The 16,998-nt window shown below is 44.4% G+C and carries 13 protein-coding genes; all 13 read right to left on the bottom strand.

From position 1 onward, the window contains the following. Positions 1 to 5 precede the first annotated feature (5 nt). Positions 6 to 1,001: a hypothetical protein gene (locus CVV21_10155; protein ID PKL91144.1), complete on the bottom strand. Its 996-nt coding sequence runs from the start codon at positions 999 to 1,001 to the stop codon at positions 6 to 8. A 14-nt stretch (positions 1,002 to 1,015) separates the two neighbouring features. Beyond that, entirely contained in the window at positions 1,016 to 2,350 is a 1,335-nt protein-coding gene (locus CVV21_10150) for a hypothetical protein (protein ID PKL91143.1), read from the bottom strand. Between the two features lie 103 nt (positions 2,351 to 2,453). After that, on the bottom strand, positions 2,454 to 4,010 hold the full coding sequence (gene purH, locus CVV21_10145; GenBank protein ID PKL91142.1) for a bifunctional phosphoribosylaminoimidazolecarboxamide formyltransferase/inosine monophosphate cyclohydrolase: 1,557 nt from the start codon (positions 4,008 to 4,010) through the stop codon (positions 2,454 to 2,456). A gap of 23 nt (positions 4,011 to 4,033) precedes the next feature. Then, complete coding sequence (locus CVV21_10140; protein ID PKL91141.1) at positions 4,034 to 4,654, bottom strand: hypothetical protein; 621 nt, start codon at positions 4,652 to 4,654, stop codon at positions 4,034 to 4,036. A 2-nt stretch (positions 4,655 to 4,656) separates the two neighbouring features. Next, positions 4,657 to 5,286, bottom strand: coding sequence for a phosphoribosylglycinamide formyltransferase (locus CVV21_10135; protein ID PKL91140.1), 630 nt, complete (start codon positions 5,284 to 5,286; stop codon positions 4,657 to 4,659). A gap of 1 nt (position 5,287) precedes the next feature. Beyond that, a complete protein-coding gene (locus CVV21_10130; protein PKL91139.1) occupies positions 5,288 to 7,279 on the bottom strand; it encodes a hypothetical protein in 1,992 nt (663 codons plus the stop codon). Beyond that, complete coding sequence (locus CVV21_10125) at positions 7,280 to 8,107, bottom strand: hypothetical protein (protein ID PKL91138.1); 828 nt, start codon at positions 8,105 to 8,107, stop codon at positions 7,280 to 7,282. It lies immediately after the preceding gene. Positions 8,108 to 8,120: 13 nt separating this feature from the next. After that, on the bottom strand, positions 8,121 to 13,661 hold the full coding sequence (locus CVV21_10120) for a hypothetical protein (protein ID PKL91137.1): 5,541 nt from the start codon (positions 13,659 to 13,661) through the stop codon (positions 8,121 to 8,123). Continuing rightward, positions 13,658 to 14,122, bottom strand: a complete 465-nt coding sequence (locus CVV21_10115) for a GNAT family N-acetyltransferase (GenBank protein ID PKL91160.1) — start codon at positions 14,120 to 14,122, stop codon at positions 13,658 to 13,660. The genes CVV21_10120 and CVV21_10115 overlap by 4 nt, the downstream gene beginning before the upstream one ends. 37 nt (positions 14,123 to 14,159) lie before the next feature. After that, positions 14,160 to 14,699 (bottom strand): 2-oxoacid:ferredoxin oxidoreductase subunit gamma, encoded by a 540-nt coding sequence (locus tag CVV21_10110; protein PKL91136.1) that lies wholly within the window; start codon positions 14,697 to 14,699, stop codon positions 14,160 to 14,162. A gap of 33 nt (positions 14,700 to 14,732) precedes the next feature. Further along, entirely contained in the window at positions 14,733 to 15,473 is a 741-nt protein-coding gene (locus tag CVV21_10105) for a 2-oxoglutarate oxidoreductase (GenBank protein ID PKL91135.1), read from the bottom strand. A gap of 1 nt (position 15,474) precedes the next feature. Beyond that, positions 15,475 to 16,527: a 3-methyl-2-oxobutanoate dehydrogenase subunit VorB gene (locus CVV21_10100; GenBank protein PKL91134.1), complete on the bottom strand. Its 1,053-nt coding sequence runs from the start codon at positions 16,525 to 16,527 to the stop codon at positions 15,475 to 15,477. Beyond that, the gene (locus tag CVV21_10095; GenBank protein PKL91133.1) at positions 16,524 to 16,745 is read right to left on the bottom strand and encodes a tungsten formylmethanofuran dehydrogenase; all 222 of its coding nucleotides are present in this window, start codon (positions 16,743 to 16,745) and stop codon (positions 16,524 to 16,526) included. The genes CVV21_10100 and CVV21_10095 overlap by 4 nt, the downstream gene beginning before the upstream one ends. Positions 16,746 to 16,998: the final 253 nt, after the last annotated feature.

The following is a 16,998-nucleotide window of genomic DNA, read 5'->3' as shown; positions in this document are numbered from 1 at the left end:
GGTTTTCAGACAGAATCTCTTATAATTAATTCCGGTTCAAAACTTATTATTTTGCTTTCCATGGGCGCTTTTCCTTCTATCATATCGGTAAGCAGGTCAAACGCCTGCATGCCCATCTGCGCTATGGGCTGCCTTACAGTGGTTAAGCCGGGGTTGGTAAGATTGGACAGGTAAACATCATCATAGCCTATTATGGAAAGGTCCTGCGGTATCTTTATTCCGGCTTTTTTCGCCGCATCCATTACGCCGATTGCCGTTATATCGCCGGCGCTGCAGAAAATAGCATCCACTCCGCCGCTTTTTTTCATAAGATTTTTCAGCAGGGTTTCGCCTTCTTCAAAAGTGTAATCAACAACATCTATAACTTTTTTTTCGTCAAAAGGAATCCCGTAATATTCAAGCGCGTCCTTGTACCCCTTAAACCTTTCTTCGGCGTTTAATACCTTGGACCCTTTTATAATGGCTATTTTCTTTCTTTTCTTCTTTATCAGGTGTTCTGTGGCTAAAAAAGCGCCCTTAATATTATTAAACTTTACTGTCGGCGCCCCTTTTACTATCTCTTCAATAAATACAACAGGCAGGCCCTCTTTTTCAAATTCCGCCACAAGTTCATCGTCCGGTTTTAAACTTATTATTATAAAGCCGTCCGCCCTTCTTTCATAAAAGACCCGCCTTAAAACATCCCTTTCATTTTCTTCCACGCCCCTTGTGGAATATAAAATAAGGTTGTATGCGGTCTTTCTTAAATTATTTTCTATACCCCTTACGGATTCAAGTGCGAAAAGCGATGCAAAAAAAGAAGCCACTACGGCTATATTATTTGTCTTGCCTTTAACAAGGCTTCTTCCTATATAATTGGGGTGGTAATTCATCTCTTTAATTGCCTGCATTACAAGTTCTTTTGTTTTCTGGCTTATCTTTGGGCTGTTATTAATTACCATGGACACCGTTGCCGGCGTAACTCCCACTTTTTTTGCTATATCCTTAATGGTTACTCTCATTTGACCCCCGCCTTTTATCTTGAATTCTGTGTGCTTCCCTGTCCATTTAAGATTTTTTCCGTTTTATACCTGTTTATGAATTCCTGCAGTTTTTCATTTTCAGGGTTCAACTGCATGGCTTTTTCATACGCCTGCATTGCGGTATCCGGTTTTCCCATATTTAAAAAACAGGACCCCACCCCTATATAAGCGGAAGTATAAGTATCGTCCCTTTTTAAGCATGCGGTGAAATCAGCCAGAGCTTCCTGATATTTTTTCGCGTATAGAAGGTCATAGCCGCTTCTGTAATATTCGGCAGCGGACTTTTTGTCCTGCACTTTTCTGGTTTCCGGCTCCCCTAAAAATTTTCCGGTTAATGATATCCTGTGTGTTATGCCAAGGTCACCGTAGGGATTCAGCGAATAATCTATCTCTATGCTGCTTTTTTCTCCGGCGGTCAGTTTGTATCCCAGCCCTGCCGTGATTCCGGCTGAAAAGCCAAGGTCATTCAAAAATTTATACCCCGCCCTTACGCCCACGCTGTGATACTTGTTAAGGACCCACATTTTTTCCACACCGGCGTTAAACCGCACTATCTGTTCCGTGGGATAAATAACCAGATCAAGGCCAGCGGCAGCCGAGTTATCAGGAAAGATAAACGCACCTTCATCTGTAAAAGGCAGTATCATATTTTCAAGGGCAAAACGGTAGCCAAAACCAAGCCTTACGGCAAGCGGCAATGACGGCCTGTTATTGGAGAATCCCACATTTTCAACAGCCATACCAAAAGAGTAATTTTCATATTTAGGATTAAACAAAGTACTTAAATTCAAACCATAACCGCCGCCCGCGTCGCCGGCTACGTCCTCGCTTGAAATATTAACGCTTAAACCCGCGGAAAAATCCGAGAACACGGAGTCTTTTCCAAAAAAAGCCGAAAGCTTTCTTCCATAAGCAAGGGTTATATTAAAATTAGTGGCGCCCACTTTTTCTTCTGTTAAAATATAATTACCGCCGGCATCTTCTTCTGTTTTTAAAATTTCACCGGCGTTAAGGTAAACCCCATATATCCCTATAGTGCCAAGTTCCCCAAGCGGAAAAGCATAAGCGGCATATTCAAAATTTACGTCAAGCATCCACACCGCGTGCATAAGGCACGCCTGGTGGCGAGTCAGCTGAGACAGCCCCGCGGGATTCCAGAACACCGCGTTTACGTCATCGGCAATACCGGTAAAAGCTTCGCCCATTCCCGCCTGGCGCGCTCCCTGTGATATTTTTATAAAGTTCAGGCCCGTGCTTCCCGCGCCTACCGCAAAAACAGAACCGGCACAGAATAAAAGTAGAAATGACAAAATTATACTTTTTTTCACGTTTCACCCTCTTGACAGATTTTTTAAATATTACCATTAAATAACGTTTAAATCAACATTATCTGAATAAGGCGGTTAAAATTTATTTCTGCCGGATTATAAATTAATGCCTGAAATGCCTTACCCCGGTAAACATCATAGCTATGCCGTATTCGTCGCACGCTTTAATTGAATCTTCATCACGGATAGAACCGCCCGGCTGAATAATTGCCGTTATACCGGCTTTTGCAGCCTGATCAATATTATCTCTGAAAGGAAAATATGCGTCCGAAGCCAGAACAGCGCCCTTCGCTTTTTCTCCCGCATTGTTAACCGCAATTGTCAGCGCGCCTACCCTGTTAGTCTGACCGGGCCCAATGCCAAGCGTAATTCCATTTTTGGCAACCACTATCGCGTTGGATTTAACCAGTTTTACTATTTTCCATGAGAATAACATATCTTTTATTTCCTGCGGTGTCGGCGTTTTTTTCGTGACAGCCTTTAATTCCGCCTCTGTTACATTTTTAAGGTCAGGCTCCTGTATTAAAAGTCCGCCTGTCACTTTTTTAATATCCATATACCTTATTGCATTTTCAAAAACCGGCTTCTGTACCGCGGCTTTCATTATCCGGATATTTTTCTTTTTCTTTAATATCTCCAGTGCTTCAGGTTCGTAATCCGGAGCCACTATCACTTCCATGAACATTTTATCCACCCGCTCCGCAATCCCTTTAGTGCAGACTCTGTTCATAGCGCAGATGCCGCCATAAGCAGAAAGCGGGTCAGCTTCAAATGCCTGCACATAAGCCGTTGTAATATCCGCAGCTTCGGATACTCCGCACGGGTTTGCGTGTTTAACAATTACCGCAGCCGGATTATCAAATGTTTTCGCAATGTTCATTGCCGCGTCCATATCATTTATATTATTAAAGGATAGTTCCTTGCCGTGAAGCTGTTCGCACGCGGCAGGGCCTAAGTCTTTTACTCCCGGGAACACATAATACGCCGCTTTCTGGTGCGGGTTTTCGCCGTAGCGCATCACCTGCTTTTTATCAGCGCTTATAAGCACTTTATCGGGTAATTCCTGAGGGTTTAAAAGGACTTTTTCAAGGTAGTTTGAAATATACACATCATAATCCGCTGTTGTCTTATACGCCTTGACACGCAGGTAATTTAAGGTTTCCGGCTTTATTCCGCCGCTGTTCATCTCTTCAAGAATTTTCGGATAGTCATTACTGTCAGTTAACACAGCCACTGACTGCGCATTTTTGGCGGCAGAGCGCACCATTGAAGGGCCGCCGATGTCTATGTTTTCTATAACTTCTTCTATCTTAATGTCAGGTTTCTTTATAACCTCTTTAAACGGATACAGGTTTACCACAACCATATCTATGGTTTTAATGCCGTGTTTTTCTATCGTTGCCATATGCTCCGCGTTTTCGCGCAGCGCCAGAAGTCCGCCGTGCACTTTAGGGTGAAGCGTCTTTACCCTTCCGTCAAGCATTTCCGGAAAACCGGTCACGTCAGATATGTCTATCGCTTTTATACCCGCGTCCAACAGGGCTTTTTTAGTACCGCCGGTGGAAATAATTTCCACTCCTTTTTTTTCAAGTTCTTTTGCAAATTCCACAATTCCCGTCTTGTCAGATACGCTTATTAAAGCGCGTTTTACATTAAGCATTCTATTACCTCCGTGTTATATAATTACAATTCTTTTATTATTTTTTGAGCTTTTTCCAGGTCTTCCTTATTTACTATTATCGTCACTTTGCCTTTCCTGTTAAAAAAAGACATTATCACGTTTGTGAATGGAAGGGTATTATTTCTGGCAAAACTGTAAATGCCTTCCTGCATTAATATGTCACGCATTACTGACGCTTCCAGGTCAGTTTCCACCTGGCAAAGTTCTGCCGTTTCAATATCCGGATCAGGTTCAGTTTCCTGCCAGCGCATGTCAGATATATCAACCTGTGCTTCCCTTATATCATCAATCAGCTGTTTGGCGTCTGCAATTCTTTTTTCTTCAACAAAAAGTTCATACGATACAGGGAATCTTGCAAGATGCGCGTGCCCCCGCATGGATTCTTTTGACGGCGTATGATCCACCGTGTGGTAAAATATTTTTTCTTCTTCTAAATATTTTTTTAATACCTCAAATTCCGCAAGGTCATCAAAAAGCCCCGCTGATACAAGGTCATTTTTATCCATTACGCCTGCGGGTTTGCTTTCCGGCTCCGTCTCTTTTATATGTTCAAGCCCGGCACCGCAGTCCGGGCATACCTTTATTCCGTCTTTATATTCATACCCGCACGAAGGGCATATCATTATTAATTATCACCCGATATTTTTACAATACGGCCTTCAAGTTTTATTCTGCCTTCACAGAAAAGTTTCACAGCTTCCTTATAAAGCTTGTGTTCATAGACAAGCACTTTTTTCTGAAGGGTTTCGGCAGTATCGTCCGCGGATACGCTTACCGCTTCCTGCAGTATTATGGGGCCTGTATCCGCGCCGTAATCCACAAAGTGTACCGTGCACCCTGTTACTTTCGCCCCGTATTCAAGGACTTTTTCGTGTACGTGAATCCCATAGCACCCCTTCCCCCCAAACGACGGCAATAACGCAGGGTGAATATTCATTATGGGTTTATTAAATCCGTCTATAAATTCTTTTGTAAGTATCTTCATGTAGCCGGCAAGGCATACAAGGCCTATCGATGCTGCATTAAGCATCTTTGCAAGGTGCGCGTCATATTCCTGCGGATTTTTAAATCCTTTAGGATCCACAAACAAACTCTTAATACCGTGTTTTTCTGCCCGCTTTAAGCCGAAAGCATCCGCCTTATTGGAAATAACAAGTTCAATCTTTCCATTTTTTATATATCCGTTTTCAACCGCGTCTATAAGCGACTGCAGATTGCTTCCGCCTCCTGATACAAGTACCGCTATTTTTATCATATTACCTGCCTTTCTTTTTAATTAACTGACCCTGCGCAATATTAAGCATAACCTGTATTTTCTGATTTGCTTTATTTACATCAAGTTCGGATGCCTTTACAAGCGCTTCAGCCGCTTTTTCCGGCATTTCCTGCGCCAGATATGCGCAGCCGATGTTGTAAAAATAATCCGCAGACGGTTTTAATTCCAGCGCCTTATTATAATACAAGACCGCGTCTTCATACTTTTTCATTCCAAAATAGATATTTCCAAGATTATTGTAAAAGGAAGGGTCATCAGGCTCTTTTTTAATAACGTCAAGCAGCAGCGCTTCCGCGCCGGCGGTATCCTTATTGTCAAAATAATAAAGATAAGCCAGTTCGCTTATTGCCGGCATAAAATACGGGTCAAGCGCCAGCATCTTTTTATACTCCATTTCCGCGTTCTGCACACTGCCCGTCCTGTAGTACGCTTTTGCCATGCGGTAGTGCAGCAGGACATAATTAGGCGCCAATTCATTTAATCTGCTGTAATCTTCCAGCGCTTCATATCCGGACGATGACAGCGCCCTGTCCATTTTCGCGTTGCCGGAAAAATACAGCGCTGTTAAGTTATACGGGTTTAACTTAACAGAGTGTTCATAAGCGTTTATGGCGGCGTTAAAGTTTTTGTCCCGCGACATATAAACCGCGGAATTAAGTTTAACATCTGACATTTCATTTTTTACGTGATAAATTACTGACGCCGTTAAAACCGCCAGCGCCAAAGACGCTACAACATAACGCGCCGCAGTGTTTAACTTAAATTCCCTGCCTTTATAATCATTCATAAATATTCCCGCGTAAAATGCCGCCAACATATATGACCCTGTGTAATTCAAATCAACCCCGAACATATTTATAAATAAAAGCCCCACAAAACCTATTTTAAAATCCGTCTCTTCTTTTTCTTCTCTGGAAAAGTGAAGCAATATAAACAGAAGCATGGCCAGCAGTATTATAAGCCCGGGAAATCCGGCCTCTGCGGCCGCCTGAAGAAACATATTTTCCGGATACGTCACTTCGTAATCATGCTGGTCCATCCACTTTAAAAGTTTGTCTGTCCTGTACGGCGGATATGAAAGGGTAAACGCGCCGGGGCCGTGCCCCATAACAGGCCTGTCCATTATCATTTTTAAGGTGCCTGACCACACCTGTTCCCTGAAAAAAACAGATTCATTTTTTTCCCATTGATTACCCTTTAAAATATCCCGTGCGCTTATACCCAGCGCCTTTGCCGTCATAAAAACCGTAAGCACCGCCATTACCGCGATTATGAAATACCTTATCGTTGTTTTAATCTGCCTCTGTTTTATGATAGCCCAGATAAGTATTATGAATTCAACCGCCACGGTCAGAAGGCCGGCTTTGGAACCCGTTTTGTAAAGGCAAAAAATTGACGCTGCGGTTAAAAGCAGATTAAAAAACTTGCCGCTTCCAAGTCCGTACATCGTACGCCACAGAGTTATTGGAATTACCGCCACAAGGTAAGCGGCAAAGAAATTCGGATTTCCGAACAGAGACGGAATTCTTTCCCCAAAGACCATGAAGCCTTTAAATAATCCCGGCAAAAAAGACTGTGCTATACCTATAATTACAGGAATTACAGACGTGATTATCACAGCGTTTCTTATGTTTGAAAGGTTAAGCTCCCTGCAGTTGGAAACTGCGGCAAAAAAAACAAAAATACCGGCATAAACAGTTAAGGCCTTAATTGAAATATAACTGTAATCGCCTGCCAAAGCGCACGCTGATGCCCACGCAAAATAAACAAGCGGGAAAAGGGTAATAGCTTTAATCTTTGAACTTCCGGATAAAATCCAGGCAATAAAAGCACCGAAAGCGCATACCAGGAAAATAATATCCTTAACGTGAACTATATTATAAGAAACCGTATTTACTGCCAGCGGCACAAGCGCAAGCGCGGATATCACAAAGAAAATAAAAATATTCCCCGCGGATATGCCATTTTTCATTTAATGTTTGCCCACTATATCCCATACAGGCATATAAAGGAAACGCACAGTAAGGTGCGCCTTTTCACCGCTTCCAAACATTACAAGTTCCGCTTTGGTATTTCCAAGGTCCCAGGTAATATAAATATTGCTTGGGTTGCCGTTGTTATCCTTTCCCTTCTTAAGATACTTAAGCCTTTCTTTTAACGGAAACTTTTTTATGTCTTCCTTCACAAAAGAAGGCCTGCCGAAAAGTTTTTCAAAAACTTTTCTTAATCCAAGGTACCTGCCGTAAAGCACCGCTTCCCCGTCAGGCACTTTTACAACCTGCCTTAAATATTCTTCAGTCTCGCCAAATTCGTATTTAACGGCGTAAAGTCTATTATCATAAATCCCCAGGCTTAAGAAATTGGCATGGGGTAATTTTTCCTTAAAATCGGGCTGGCTTACCATCATTGAAAACATAAAGTCCGGGTCATCTGAATCCTTGGCGTACTGGTAGACCTGCTTAATTACATTTGTCGTTACCTGCCACTTTAAAACCTGATGCGTAAAGTCCTTCCGCGTAATCCCCGAAAATACGGAAACATCCTGCGCTTCAAACTGCGCTTTTGTGGTTTCCACCGTTTTTAACTGAGCGGCCTCTTTAACTTTGGACATAACCGTAACCATGGCAGCAGCAACAAGCACCAGCGAAACCGCCAGAATAATACGGAATTTTATAGCTGCCGGCGATACAGGTTTTTTTACCGGTTTAATTTTATTTGCAGCTACAGGCGACCCGCATGAAGCGCAGAACTTTGCTTCATCCCTGTTGTCCGTCCCGCAGGATTTGCACTTTTTTGCCATAAGTACCTCTCTTTCATTTGCCTTTTTTTATCTTCCTTATGCCGTACCTGGTTATCTTTCCGCTTTCACTGCCTTTTGCCGATATCTGATAAAGGTAGATGCCGTCTTCATTACCGGCCGTATCCCAGACTGTGGAATTATATATTTTGCCTTTTTTATTTTCTTCAAGCGTGCTTAAAATTTTACCGGCTTCATTATAAACCTTTATAGTCACAGCCCCGTCTTCAGGGATGTAGTAACTGAAAGTCATTTTTCCCGTAGTTTCCTCATAGAACGCGAAAATTTCCGTGGAGATATTTAATATTTTCTCCGGCTCGTCCTGATTAAGCTCCACGTCATATATCATCTGCGGAGGAAGGTTCTTAGTAAGCACTTTCACCTTTACCTTTCCAACGCTAAGGTTATCCACTTCAAAATTCCCTTCCTTATCAGAAATGCCTATGCCCATGGTAGCGCCGTCTTCTTTCATGACCTCTACAGTAGCACCCGCAAGCGGCATAATACCGTTGGAATGCGTGACCACACCCTTTAACTTTACCTTGGTTTTAATCTTAATTTTAAAGTGATACGCAGTCTTTCCCGTCACGCCTTCTTTATCAATTGACAGCATGTGGAAATACCATACGCCGTCAGACAGCTCCGGATATGCTATATGCGTGTCCATGGTTTTATTGTTCTTAGGTGTGGGAATTGTGTTTTCTGTGTTATCAAGGACATAATAATAACCCACTATGCTGTTTACGTACTGCGCGGCTTTCCACTGCAGTTTTACCGATTTGTCCCTGTACCATTTATCCTGTTCCGGATGAGTGGAAGAAAAAACAGCCGGCGGCGGCGGCGTCATTGCCACATTTACCTGAAAATGCGAAGCCTCTTCCGAAATATTTCCCGCGGTGTCCTTGGCAGTCACGTGCAGGTACCATACGCCGTCGGGAACATCCACAAATGAAGCCATTGTGCCTTTTGTCCACGAAGAAGTGGAAGGCTGCGGCGTCGTGTTTTTAATCTGGTTAAACACATAATAATAACCGTCAATTCCAGCCTGGTCAGGGGGAACCGTCCAGCTGAACGAAGGCGAATTGCCGTTGTACCAGCCGTTAAAATCCGGATGTGTAATTGAAGTGACCACAGGCGGTTTTGGTTTTGTAGTATCCACGTTTATGGTGTAATGCGAAGCTTCTTCTGAAATATTTCCCGCTTCATCCTTTGATACAATGTGAAAATACCATGTTCCGTCAGATACGTTGTTAAAATCAATTTCGTTGTCGGTAAACCAGGTGCCGTTCTTTTCACCCGGCAGGGTGGTGCCTGTCTGGTCAAATATATAATAGTAACCTGTTATTCTTGTGGCATCCTGCGGCGTATCCCATGTAAGTTTTATATTTTTTACATTATACCAGTCGCCCTGCATCGGGTGCGTAAGGGAGCGCACCACCGGCGGCATTGCGGCGCGGTCACAGATGGCAAGCACCTGCTTGTTTCCGCTTTCGCGTTCATTTCCTATTTTGTCCACCGGCCTTACCGTGTAATAGTAAATTATGCCGTCTTCTATATCTTTGGACGCGTCAATAAACTTAGTGTCAATTGTTTCGCCGTCGTCATTTATCTGCATGCCGGCATGGCCGGAAACAGAAGATCTGTAAATTCTGTAATATGCAAGGCCGCTGACAGAATCCGAACACTTGTTCCATTCAAGGTGTATCTCGCCGCCTTTTTGCGGCTTGGCAACCAGCTGTGTCACAGGCGTAGGCGGAGTTATGTCAACAGTTACGCTGGCTTTTTCCGGTTCCATAAACTGCGACCAGTTGCCGGCATTGTCCTTTGCCCTTACCCTGAAGTGATACCTTATGCCGTCGCTTCCTGAAAACTTTGCCTGTTTATCCTTTGTGTCATTAAGCCAAGGCTTCCACTTTCCTTTTTCGCCTTCCCTGAATTCCACGTCAAAACACGCCACTCCCGACTCTTTATCCTGGGCGTCCCATGATACGTCAAATTTTTCCGCATTAATAAATTCCGGCAGCTCCGCGATGGTTACTTCGGGAGGCGTTATTTCTATCATGAATCTTAAATGCGTGGCTTCCGTACCTATATTGCCGGACGCGTCTTTTGTAAGGATATGAAAATACCATTCGCCGTCTTCCAGCCTGTCCGGAACTTTAATGGTGCCGTCCTGTACAAACCTGGAATTCTTGCGGTCAGGCACAGTATCAGGATTTCTGTCTATAATATAGTAGTAGCCGTCAACACCCGACATGTCGTTTATTTTTTCAACAGCAAACACCGGGCTTATATTGGAATAATATTTTTCAGGGTTTACGTGCGTTGTGGAAATTATCTTCGGCGGTTCCGCCACAAGGTCAATTTTCACCGTAAAGACCGCCGGATCTTCGCCTATATTGCCGGCATTGTCCTCGCCCACTATGTGAAAATAATACGTGCCTTCATCTTCCACATTTAATTCCGCTTCACGCATATCCGTCTTTACAGCGTGCTCCGGCGATATCTTAAGGTGCCTTTCTTTGGAGAACAGATAATAAAACGCCTTTATCTTTGAAAGGTCCTGCGGGACTGTCCAGCTTATTTTTACCTTTCCCGAATTATACCACTTGCTTTCATCAGGGTGGGTGGAAGAACTTATCCTTGGCTGTTCCACCTTAGTGTCAATCTTCAGCTTATAATGAAACGCTTCCCAGCCTGTGTTGCCGGCATTGTCCTTTGAAATAATGTGAAAATACCATATCCCGTCTTCCGGGGGCTGAATGGTAACCTGATTTGCGGTGGTCCATTCGCAGTTTTCCTTTACCGGCACTGTGTTATGTTTCTTATCAACGGTGTAAAAATATCCTTCTATGCCGGACAGGTCTTCAGGCGTGTCCCAGTGAAGCTCCGGTATGGAATTGTTATACCACTGCTCCTGGTCCGGGTGCGTCCTTGAATAAACCGCCGGCGGCTTTGCCGCGGTGTCAATATTTATGCGGTAGTGCGACGCCATCTGCCCGGAATTACCCGCCTTGTCGCGCGCCGTTACGTGCAGATACCATTCTCCGTCTTTTAAATCGGATGAGAAAATAGTATCTTTGTCCGTCCACGCGGCTGTCGCATCCGGCGTATTTTTTTCTTTTGTATCAATCAGATAATAATACCCTTCAATGCCGGACAAATCTTCCGGCGGCATAATTTTAAACTGAGCTTTTTTAAGGTTATACCATTTATGCGAATCAGGGTGTGTCACCGAAGAAATGTTTGGAGGAAGCGCCTGAGTGTCTATCTTAAATTTAAAGTGCGCGGTCTCCGCGGAAATATTTCCCGCAAAATCTTTTGACCGTAAATGAACATACCACGTGCCGTCAGTTTTTGCCGGCAGTTCTATGTCGCTGGCTTTTGTATATACCCAGTCGGTGTCTGACGGTTTTGTATCCGGCTTCTGGTCCACCGTATAATAGAAACCTTCAATACCGGATAAATCCTGCGGCCTTGCTATATGAAGTTCAACCTTTGATTTGTTGTACCACGACTCTTCGTCGGGATGCGTGCGTGATGATAAGGCCGGTATTAATGCCGTGGTATCAACGCAGAATTTATAATGAGCCGCCTTTGTGCCCACATTGCCCGCGGCATCTTTGGAAACCACGTGAATATATTTTACACCGTCTTCTATGGGCTGTGACTTAACCGTCGTTGCCATTGTAAAGGTGCCGTTTTTATCGCCGGGCACAGTTCCCGGAAGGTCGTCAATTATGTAGTAATACCCTTCAATACCCGACAGATCCTGCGGTTTTTCCCATGTAAAAACCGGAGTGTTGTTGGAGTACCAGACATCGCTTTTTTCGTGCGTCGGGGAGGATATAACCGGCGGCAGCGCCTGCGTGTCTATTTTTACGCAGAAGTGCGACGCCGTACTGCTTATGTTTCCGGCTTTATCTTCTATCCTTAAATGCAGATACCACACGCCGTCATCAAGATTTTTCATATTTACGGATTCATTAACCGTGACAGAGCACTGTGACGGTTCCGGAATTGTATCCGGTTCCTGGTCTATCATATAAAGGTAATGTTTTATGTCAAGGTGCTGCCCCCATTTGAATTCCGCTTCACTTTTCTTGTACCATTTTTCCTGCGCAGAGTGAGAGCCTGATTCAATTACAGGCGTTACAGCCGCGGCCGTGGTAAGGGTATAATCGTCTATGATTCCGGAAAAGCTTCCCATGTCCGAATATGTAAGTATCCTGAAATGGTATTTTGTCATGGCGCGCAGGTTATTTAACGTTATCCTGTGCTCTGCCGTCATGGTTTCGTTTATTATATTATTTCCGTAACTTTCATCTATGCCGTATTCAATTATAGTCTGCGCTTCCCTGTCAGTCCGCCAGTTAATTGCGGCGCTGTGCGATGTTATTTCAGAAACGGCGATATCAAGCGCGCGGGGCGGCGGAGTATTGCTGACCGTAGTCTTAAAAATCCTGCCCTTGGGCGAAGAACCAAAATAAAGATACCCGTTAAACATTCTAAGAGAACGTACGTCTTCTTCATCTGTCTGAAACGCCAGTTCCCATCTTTTTCCATCCAGGGATTTGTAAATCCTTCCGTTATCGCCGCTTCCCACATATAAATTATTTGAAAAAGAGGCAAAGCCGTAAAAATTTACGTCTTTTTCAGAGAAGAAATTCTCCACCCAGTTGGTGCCGTCTTCCGTCATAAAGATAAGCCCGCCGGTGGCCTTTGATGTGGAGGCATAAAGCCTGTTTTTAAAGACATAAAAACCGTTTACAAAAGACTGGTTTGTGTCATAAATTTTCTGCCAGTTAATGCCGTCCGCTGTCCTGTAAATTACGCCGTTTGGATATGTACCCGCGTAAAGGTAGTCCCTGTATATCCCAAAAGCCGTAACGGCAAGTTCAGTGGTGTTTATGGAAATCACCCAGTGCGTGCCGTTATAACTGTATATTTTTCCTTCCGTGGAAGTGCCGGCAAAAAGTTTGCCCTTGAAAACTTCCATGCAGTGTATCCTTGCTTCCTGGCTGTTAAAAGAGAGGCTCCACGTCTTTCCGTCAAGGCTTTCATAAATGCCGCCGCTGGCGTTGGTGCCGCAGAAAAGTTTTGGCGTTCCCAAATCATTATATGTTTTTAAACAATAAACCTGCGGAGTATAATCCCCAAGGTCTTCTTTTTCAAAACTTTTTGTCTGACCCACCGGCCCGTTAAAATACGGCGAATAAATATTGGCAACAGTTATACTTTCCCACGAACCTGTATCGCCGGTAGAAGTGCGAATTACTGTGTCTTTATTAGTGGCGGCGTAAAGATGGCCGTTAAATTCCTCAAAATCATATATTATGGGAATAATCTCATTTTCATAAACAGGAATAAAAGATTCTTTGGGCACATAACGCAGATAAAGCGGAATAGCCGCTTTCAGGTTCCTGATGACTTCGCCGGAATTGGCGCCGCCTGCCACAAGGCCGGGCAGTTCCCGGCATTCGCCTATGAACCTTCCTTCTTCTTCTCTGATGACTATTTCAAAATTTACCGACAGTTCCTTTTTTTTGTCTTTCAACCTTTTTCCCCGTTAAAATCGTATAATACAGCGGATTCATCGCAGTTTGGAAACTTAGGGCAGTTTAAACAGTCTTTCCATATTTTCTGCGGAAGCGCGGCTTTTTGCTCGTCCTTAAATCCGTGTTTCCTGAAATAATCCGGTATTTTTGTAAGCGCGAAAACTTTTGTTATTCCCATTTTTTTTGCTTCAGCCATTGCAGCCTTTAAAAGCATGCTGCCGGCTCCCGCCATGCGGTTTTCTTTTTCCACAACAAACGACCTTATTTCCGCCATGTCTGACCAGTAAATATGCAGGGCAATTATCCCCGCAGGTTTGCCGTTTATTTCGCAGATAAAATACTCCCTTATCTGCGAGTATATGTCCGCAAGCGGTTTAATAAGAAGGTCAGCCGCGGCGGCATATTTTTGTATGGCCGCGTGTATAAAAACCGCGTCTTCAAGCACGGCTTTTCTTACCACAGTCTTTTTTCGGCCCGCTATTTTAGTTAAAGCTTTCTTAATTTTTTTCTGCAAATTCCATCCCCGCCTTAAAGGCCTGTATGTTTTTTTCCATTATCTCTGCTTCTTTTTTTCCAAGCGAAGCTTTTATTGTCTGCATGGCATTGTCTGCCCCAAGCATTTTCTTGCCTGCAACGTAAGCGCCCGCCACAATAACATTCATTACCTTTGCCTGATCAAGCTTATTTGCCATTTCCAGCGCGGGAATTTTTATCTTTTTCCCCGGCGAAGAATTATCATCTGTTACCAGGGTGGAATTTTCAATCACCACGGTATCCGCCTTTGCCCTTGTTTTATAAGTATCATACGCCCTCTGGTCAAACACAATAAGCGTGTCGGGATTTTCCACCATTGGCGAGAAAATTTCCCCGTCGCTGATGATTACGCTGCAGTGCGAAAACCCGCCGCGCTTTTCAGCACCGTATGCCGGCAGCCATGTCGCGTTCTTTTTTTCCATTGCCGCTATCCTTGCAATAAAAAGCCCTAAAGTTAAAACACCCTGTCCGCCGCTTCCGGCTATCATTATTTTTTCTGTCATTGTTATTCTCCTTATGATTTGTGCTTTTTTTAATTACCCGGCGTCTTTAACGACGCCAAGCGGATAAAACTCCGCCATTTTTTCATCAACCCAGCAGTTTGCTTCCACAGGGTCCATCTTCCAGTTGGCGGGGCAGCATCCAAGCACTTCTATCATGGAAAATCCCACGTTGTTTATCTGGTTTTCAAAAGCTTTCTTTATTGCTTTTTTTGCCTTTATAGCTGACACGGCGTTTGTTACTTTAACGCGTTCCAGATACTTTACACCTTCAAGCGGCGCTAAAAGTTCCAGCATCTTTATAGGATGGCCGTAATGCTCCGCGTCCCTTCCTTTTGGCGAAGTGGTGGTCACCTGGCCAAGCAGGGATGTCGGCGCCATCTGGCCGCCTGTCATTCCGTAATTCGTGTTGTTGATGAATATCACAGTTATATTTTCGCCGCGGTTCGCGGTATGTATTGTTTCCGCCATTCCTATTGATGCCAGGTCGCCGTCTCCCTGATAAGAAAAGACAACGCTGTCCGGCTGCACCCTTTTAATTGCGGCAGACACAGCCTGATTTCTGCCATGCGGCGCTTCTGTCACATCAAAATTAAAAAAGTCATAAGCAAAAACCGCGCAGCCAACCGGCGCCACGCCTATTGTCTTTTCCCTTACATTTAATTCATCTATTACTTCCGCTATCAGCTTATGCACCGTGCTGTGTGAACATCCCGGGCAGTAGGAAGTGGATACGGGTTTAAGCGATTCCGGAAAACCATATATTTTTTTCTCCATATCACTTCACCTTCCCTTTCATGAAAGCCAGCAGCTCTTCCTGACTGGGAAGCCCGCCTCCCGGCCGTCCGAAAAATTCCACTTTGGAATCATCCTGCACCGCAAGCCTTACGTCTTCCACCATCTGTCCCATATTCATTTCAAAGACAAAAACTTTTTTTGCTTTCTTTGCGGCTTCCTTTAATTCGGCGTATGGAAAAGGCCAAAGCGATATGGGCCGAAACAGCGCCGCTTTAAGATTGCCGCTTTCTTTTATTAAACCCTTTGAAGTCCTTGCCACGCTTCCAAAAGCCACTACCAGGCAGTCATATCCGTTTTCCGCGCCTGTCAGTTCATATCTTACTTCCGCCTTTTTCATGGCGTCATATTTTTTCCATAATTCGTAATTGTGCGCTTCAAGTTCGCCGGGCTTCATTAAAAGCGAAAGAATCTTTCTTGGCTCTCTGCCCTTGGCTCCTGTCAGCGCCCATTCAGAAGCAGGCCTTGGATTCAATGGTTTCCTGCCGCTTTTAAGTTCTATGGTTTCCATCATCTGGCCTAAAAGCCCGTCCGTTAAAATCATGACCGGATTTCTGTATTTATCCGCCAGGTCAAATGATTCAAAAGTAAAGTCGTACATTTCCTGTATGTTTGAAGGCGCAAGCGTTATCATTCTAAAATCACCGTGCCCCGGTTTTACCGCCTGAAAATAATCACTCTGCGACGGCGCTATATTGCCAAGCCCCGGCCCGCCGCGCATTACATTTACAAGCACCGCGGGCAGTTCGCATCCCGCCATGTAAGAAATGCCTTCCTGCATAAGCGACATGCCCGGCGAAGACGAAGTTGTCATCGCGCGGGCGCCTGCTGCTGACGCTCCAAGCACCAGATTGATGGAGATTAATTCGCTTTCCGCCTGCATAAAAACACCGCCGGCTTCCGGCATTCGTTTTGACATGTATTCGGGAATCTCGTTCTGCGGCGTTATAGGATAGCCGGCGTAAAACTTACAACCCGCGTCCATCGCGCCTTCCGCTATTGCAATGTTGCCTTTCATCAAAATTTTTCCGCTCATTTATCCGCCTCCAGAAATACTTCAATGGCGGCGTCCGGGCATACTATGGCGCAAAGCATGCACCCCGTACACTTGCCGCAGTCTTCAAATTCCACTACGGTATAACCAAGCTTATTAATTATTTTGCCCGGTTTTAAAACACCTTTCTTGCACTCCGCGATACAAAGATTGCATCCTTTGCACCGCTGCGTACTGACTTTTACCTTCCCCTTTTTCATAGACTTACGCCTTCCTCCTGAACCTATAGCGGTTCAAAAACGGGCCTCCCGCGGTATATCCCGCGCAGATTTATCCCGGCGCCCTAAAAGGGCGATTGCCGGAAATGGCTCCAACCCCTGTTGTGGTGCGCGCGTTAGCGCGTGATTACCATTAAGGGGCAATGACAGAATTATATTATAAAAATACCAATTTTTAAAGGGAAATCTGTAAGGGCGGAGGCTCGGTAATAACGAATTAAGCTATAGGCAATTA

This window comes from Candidatus Goldiibacteriota bacterium HGW-Goldbacteria-1, from assembly GCA_002839855.1.
In the GTDB taxonomy this organism is placed as follows: Bacteria; Oederibacteriota; PGYV01; order PGYV01; family PGYV01; genus PGYV01.
This window is presented reverse-complemented; position numbering and strand designations above follow the sequence as displayed.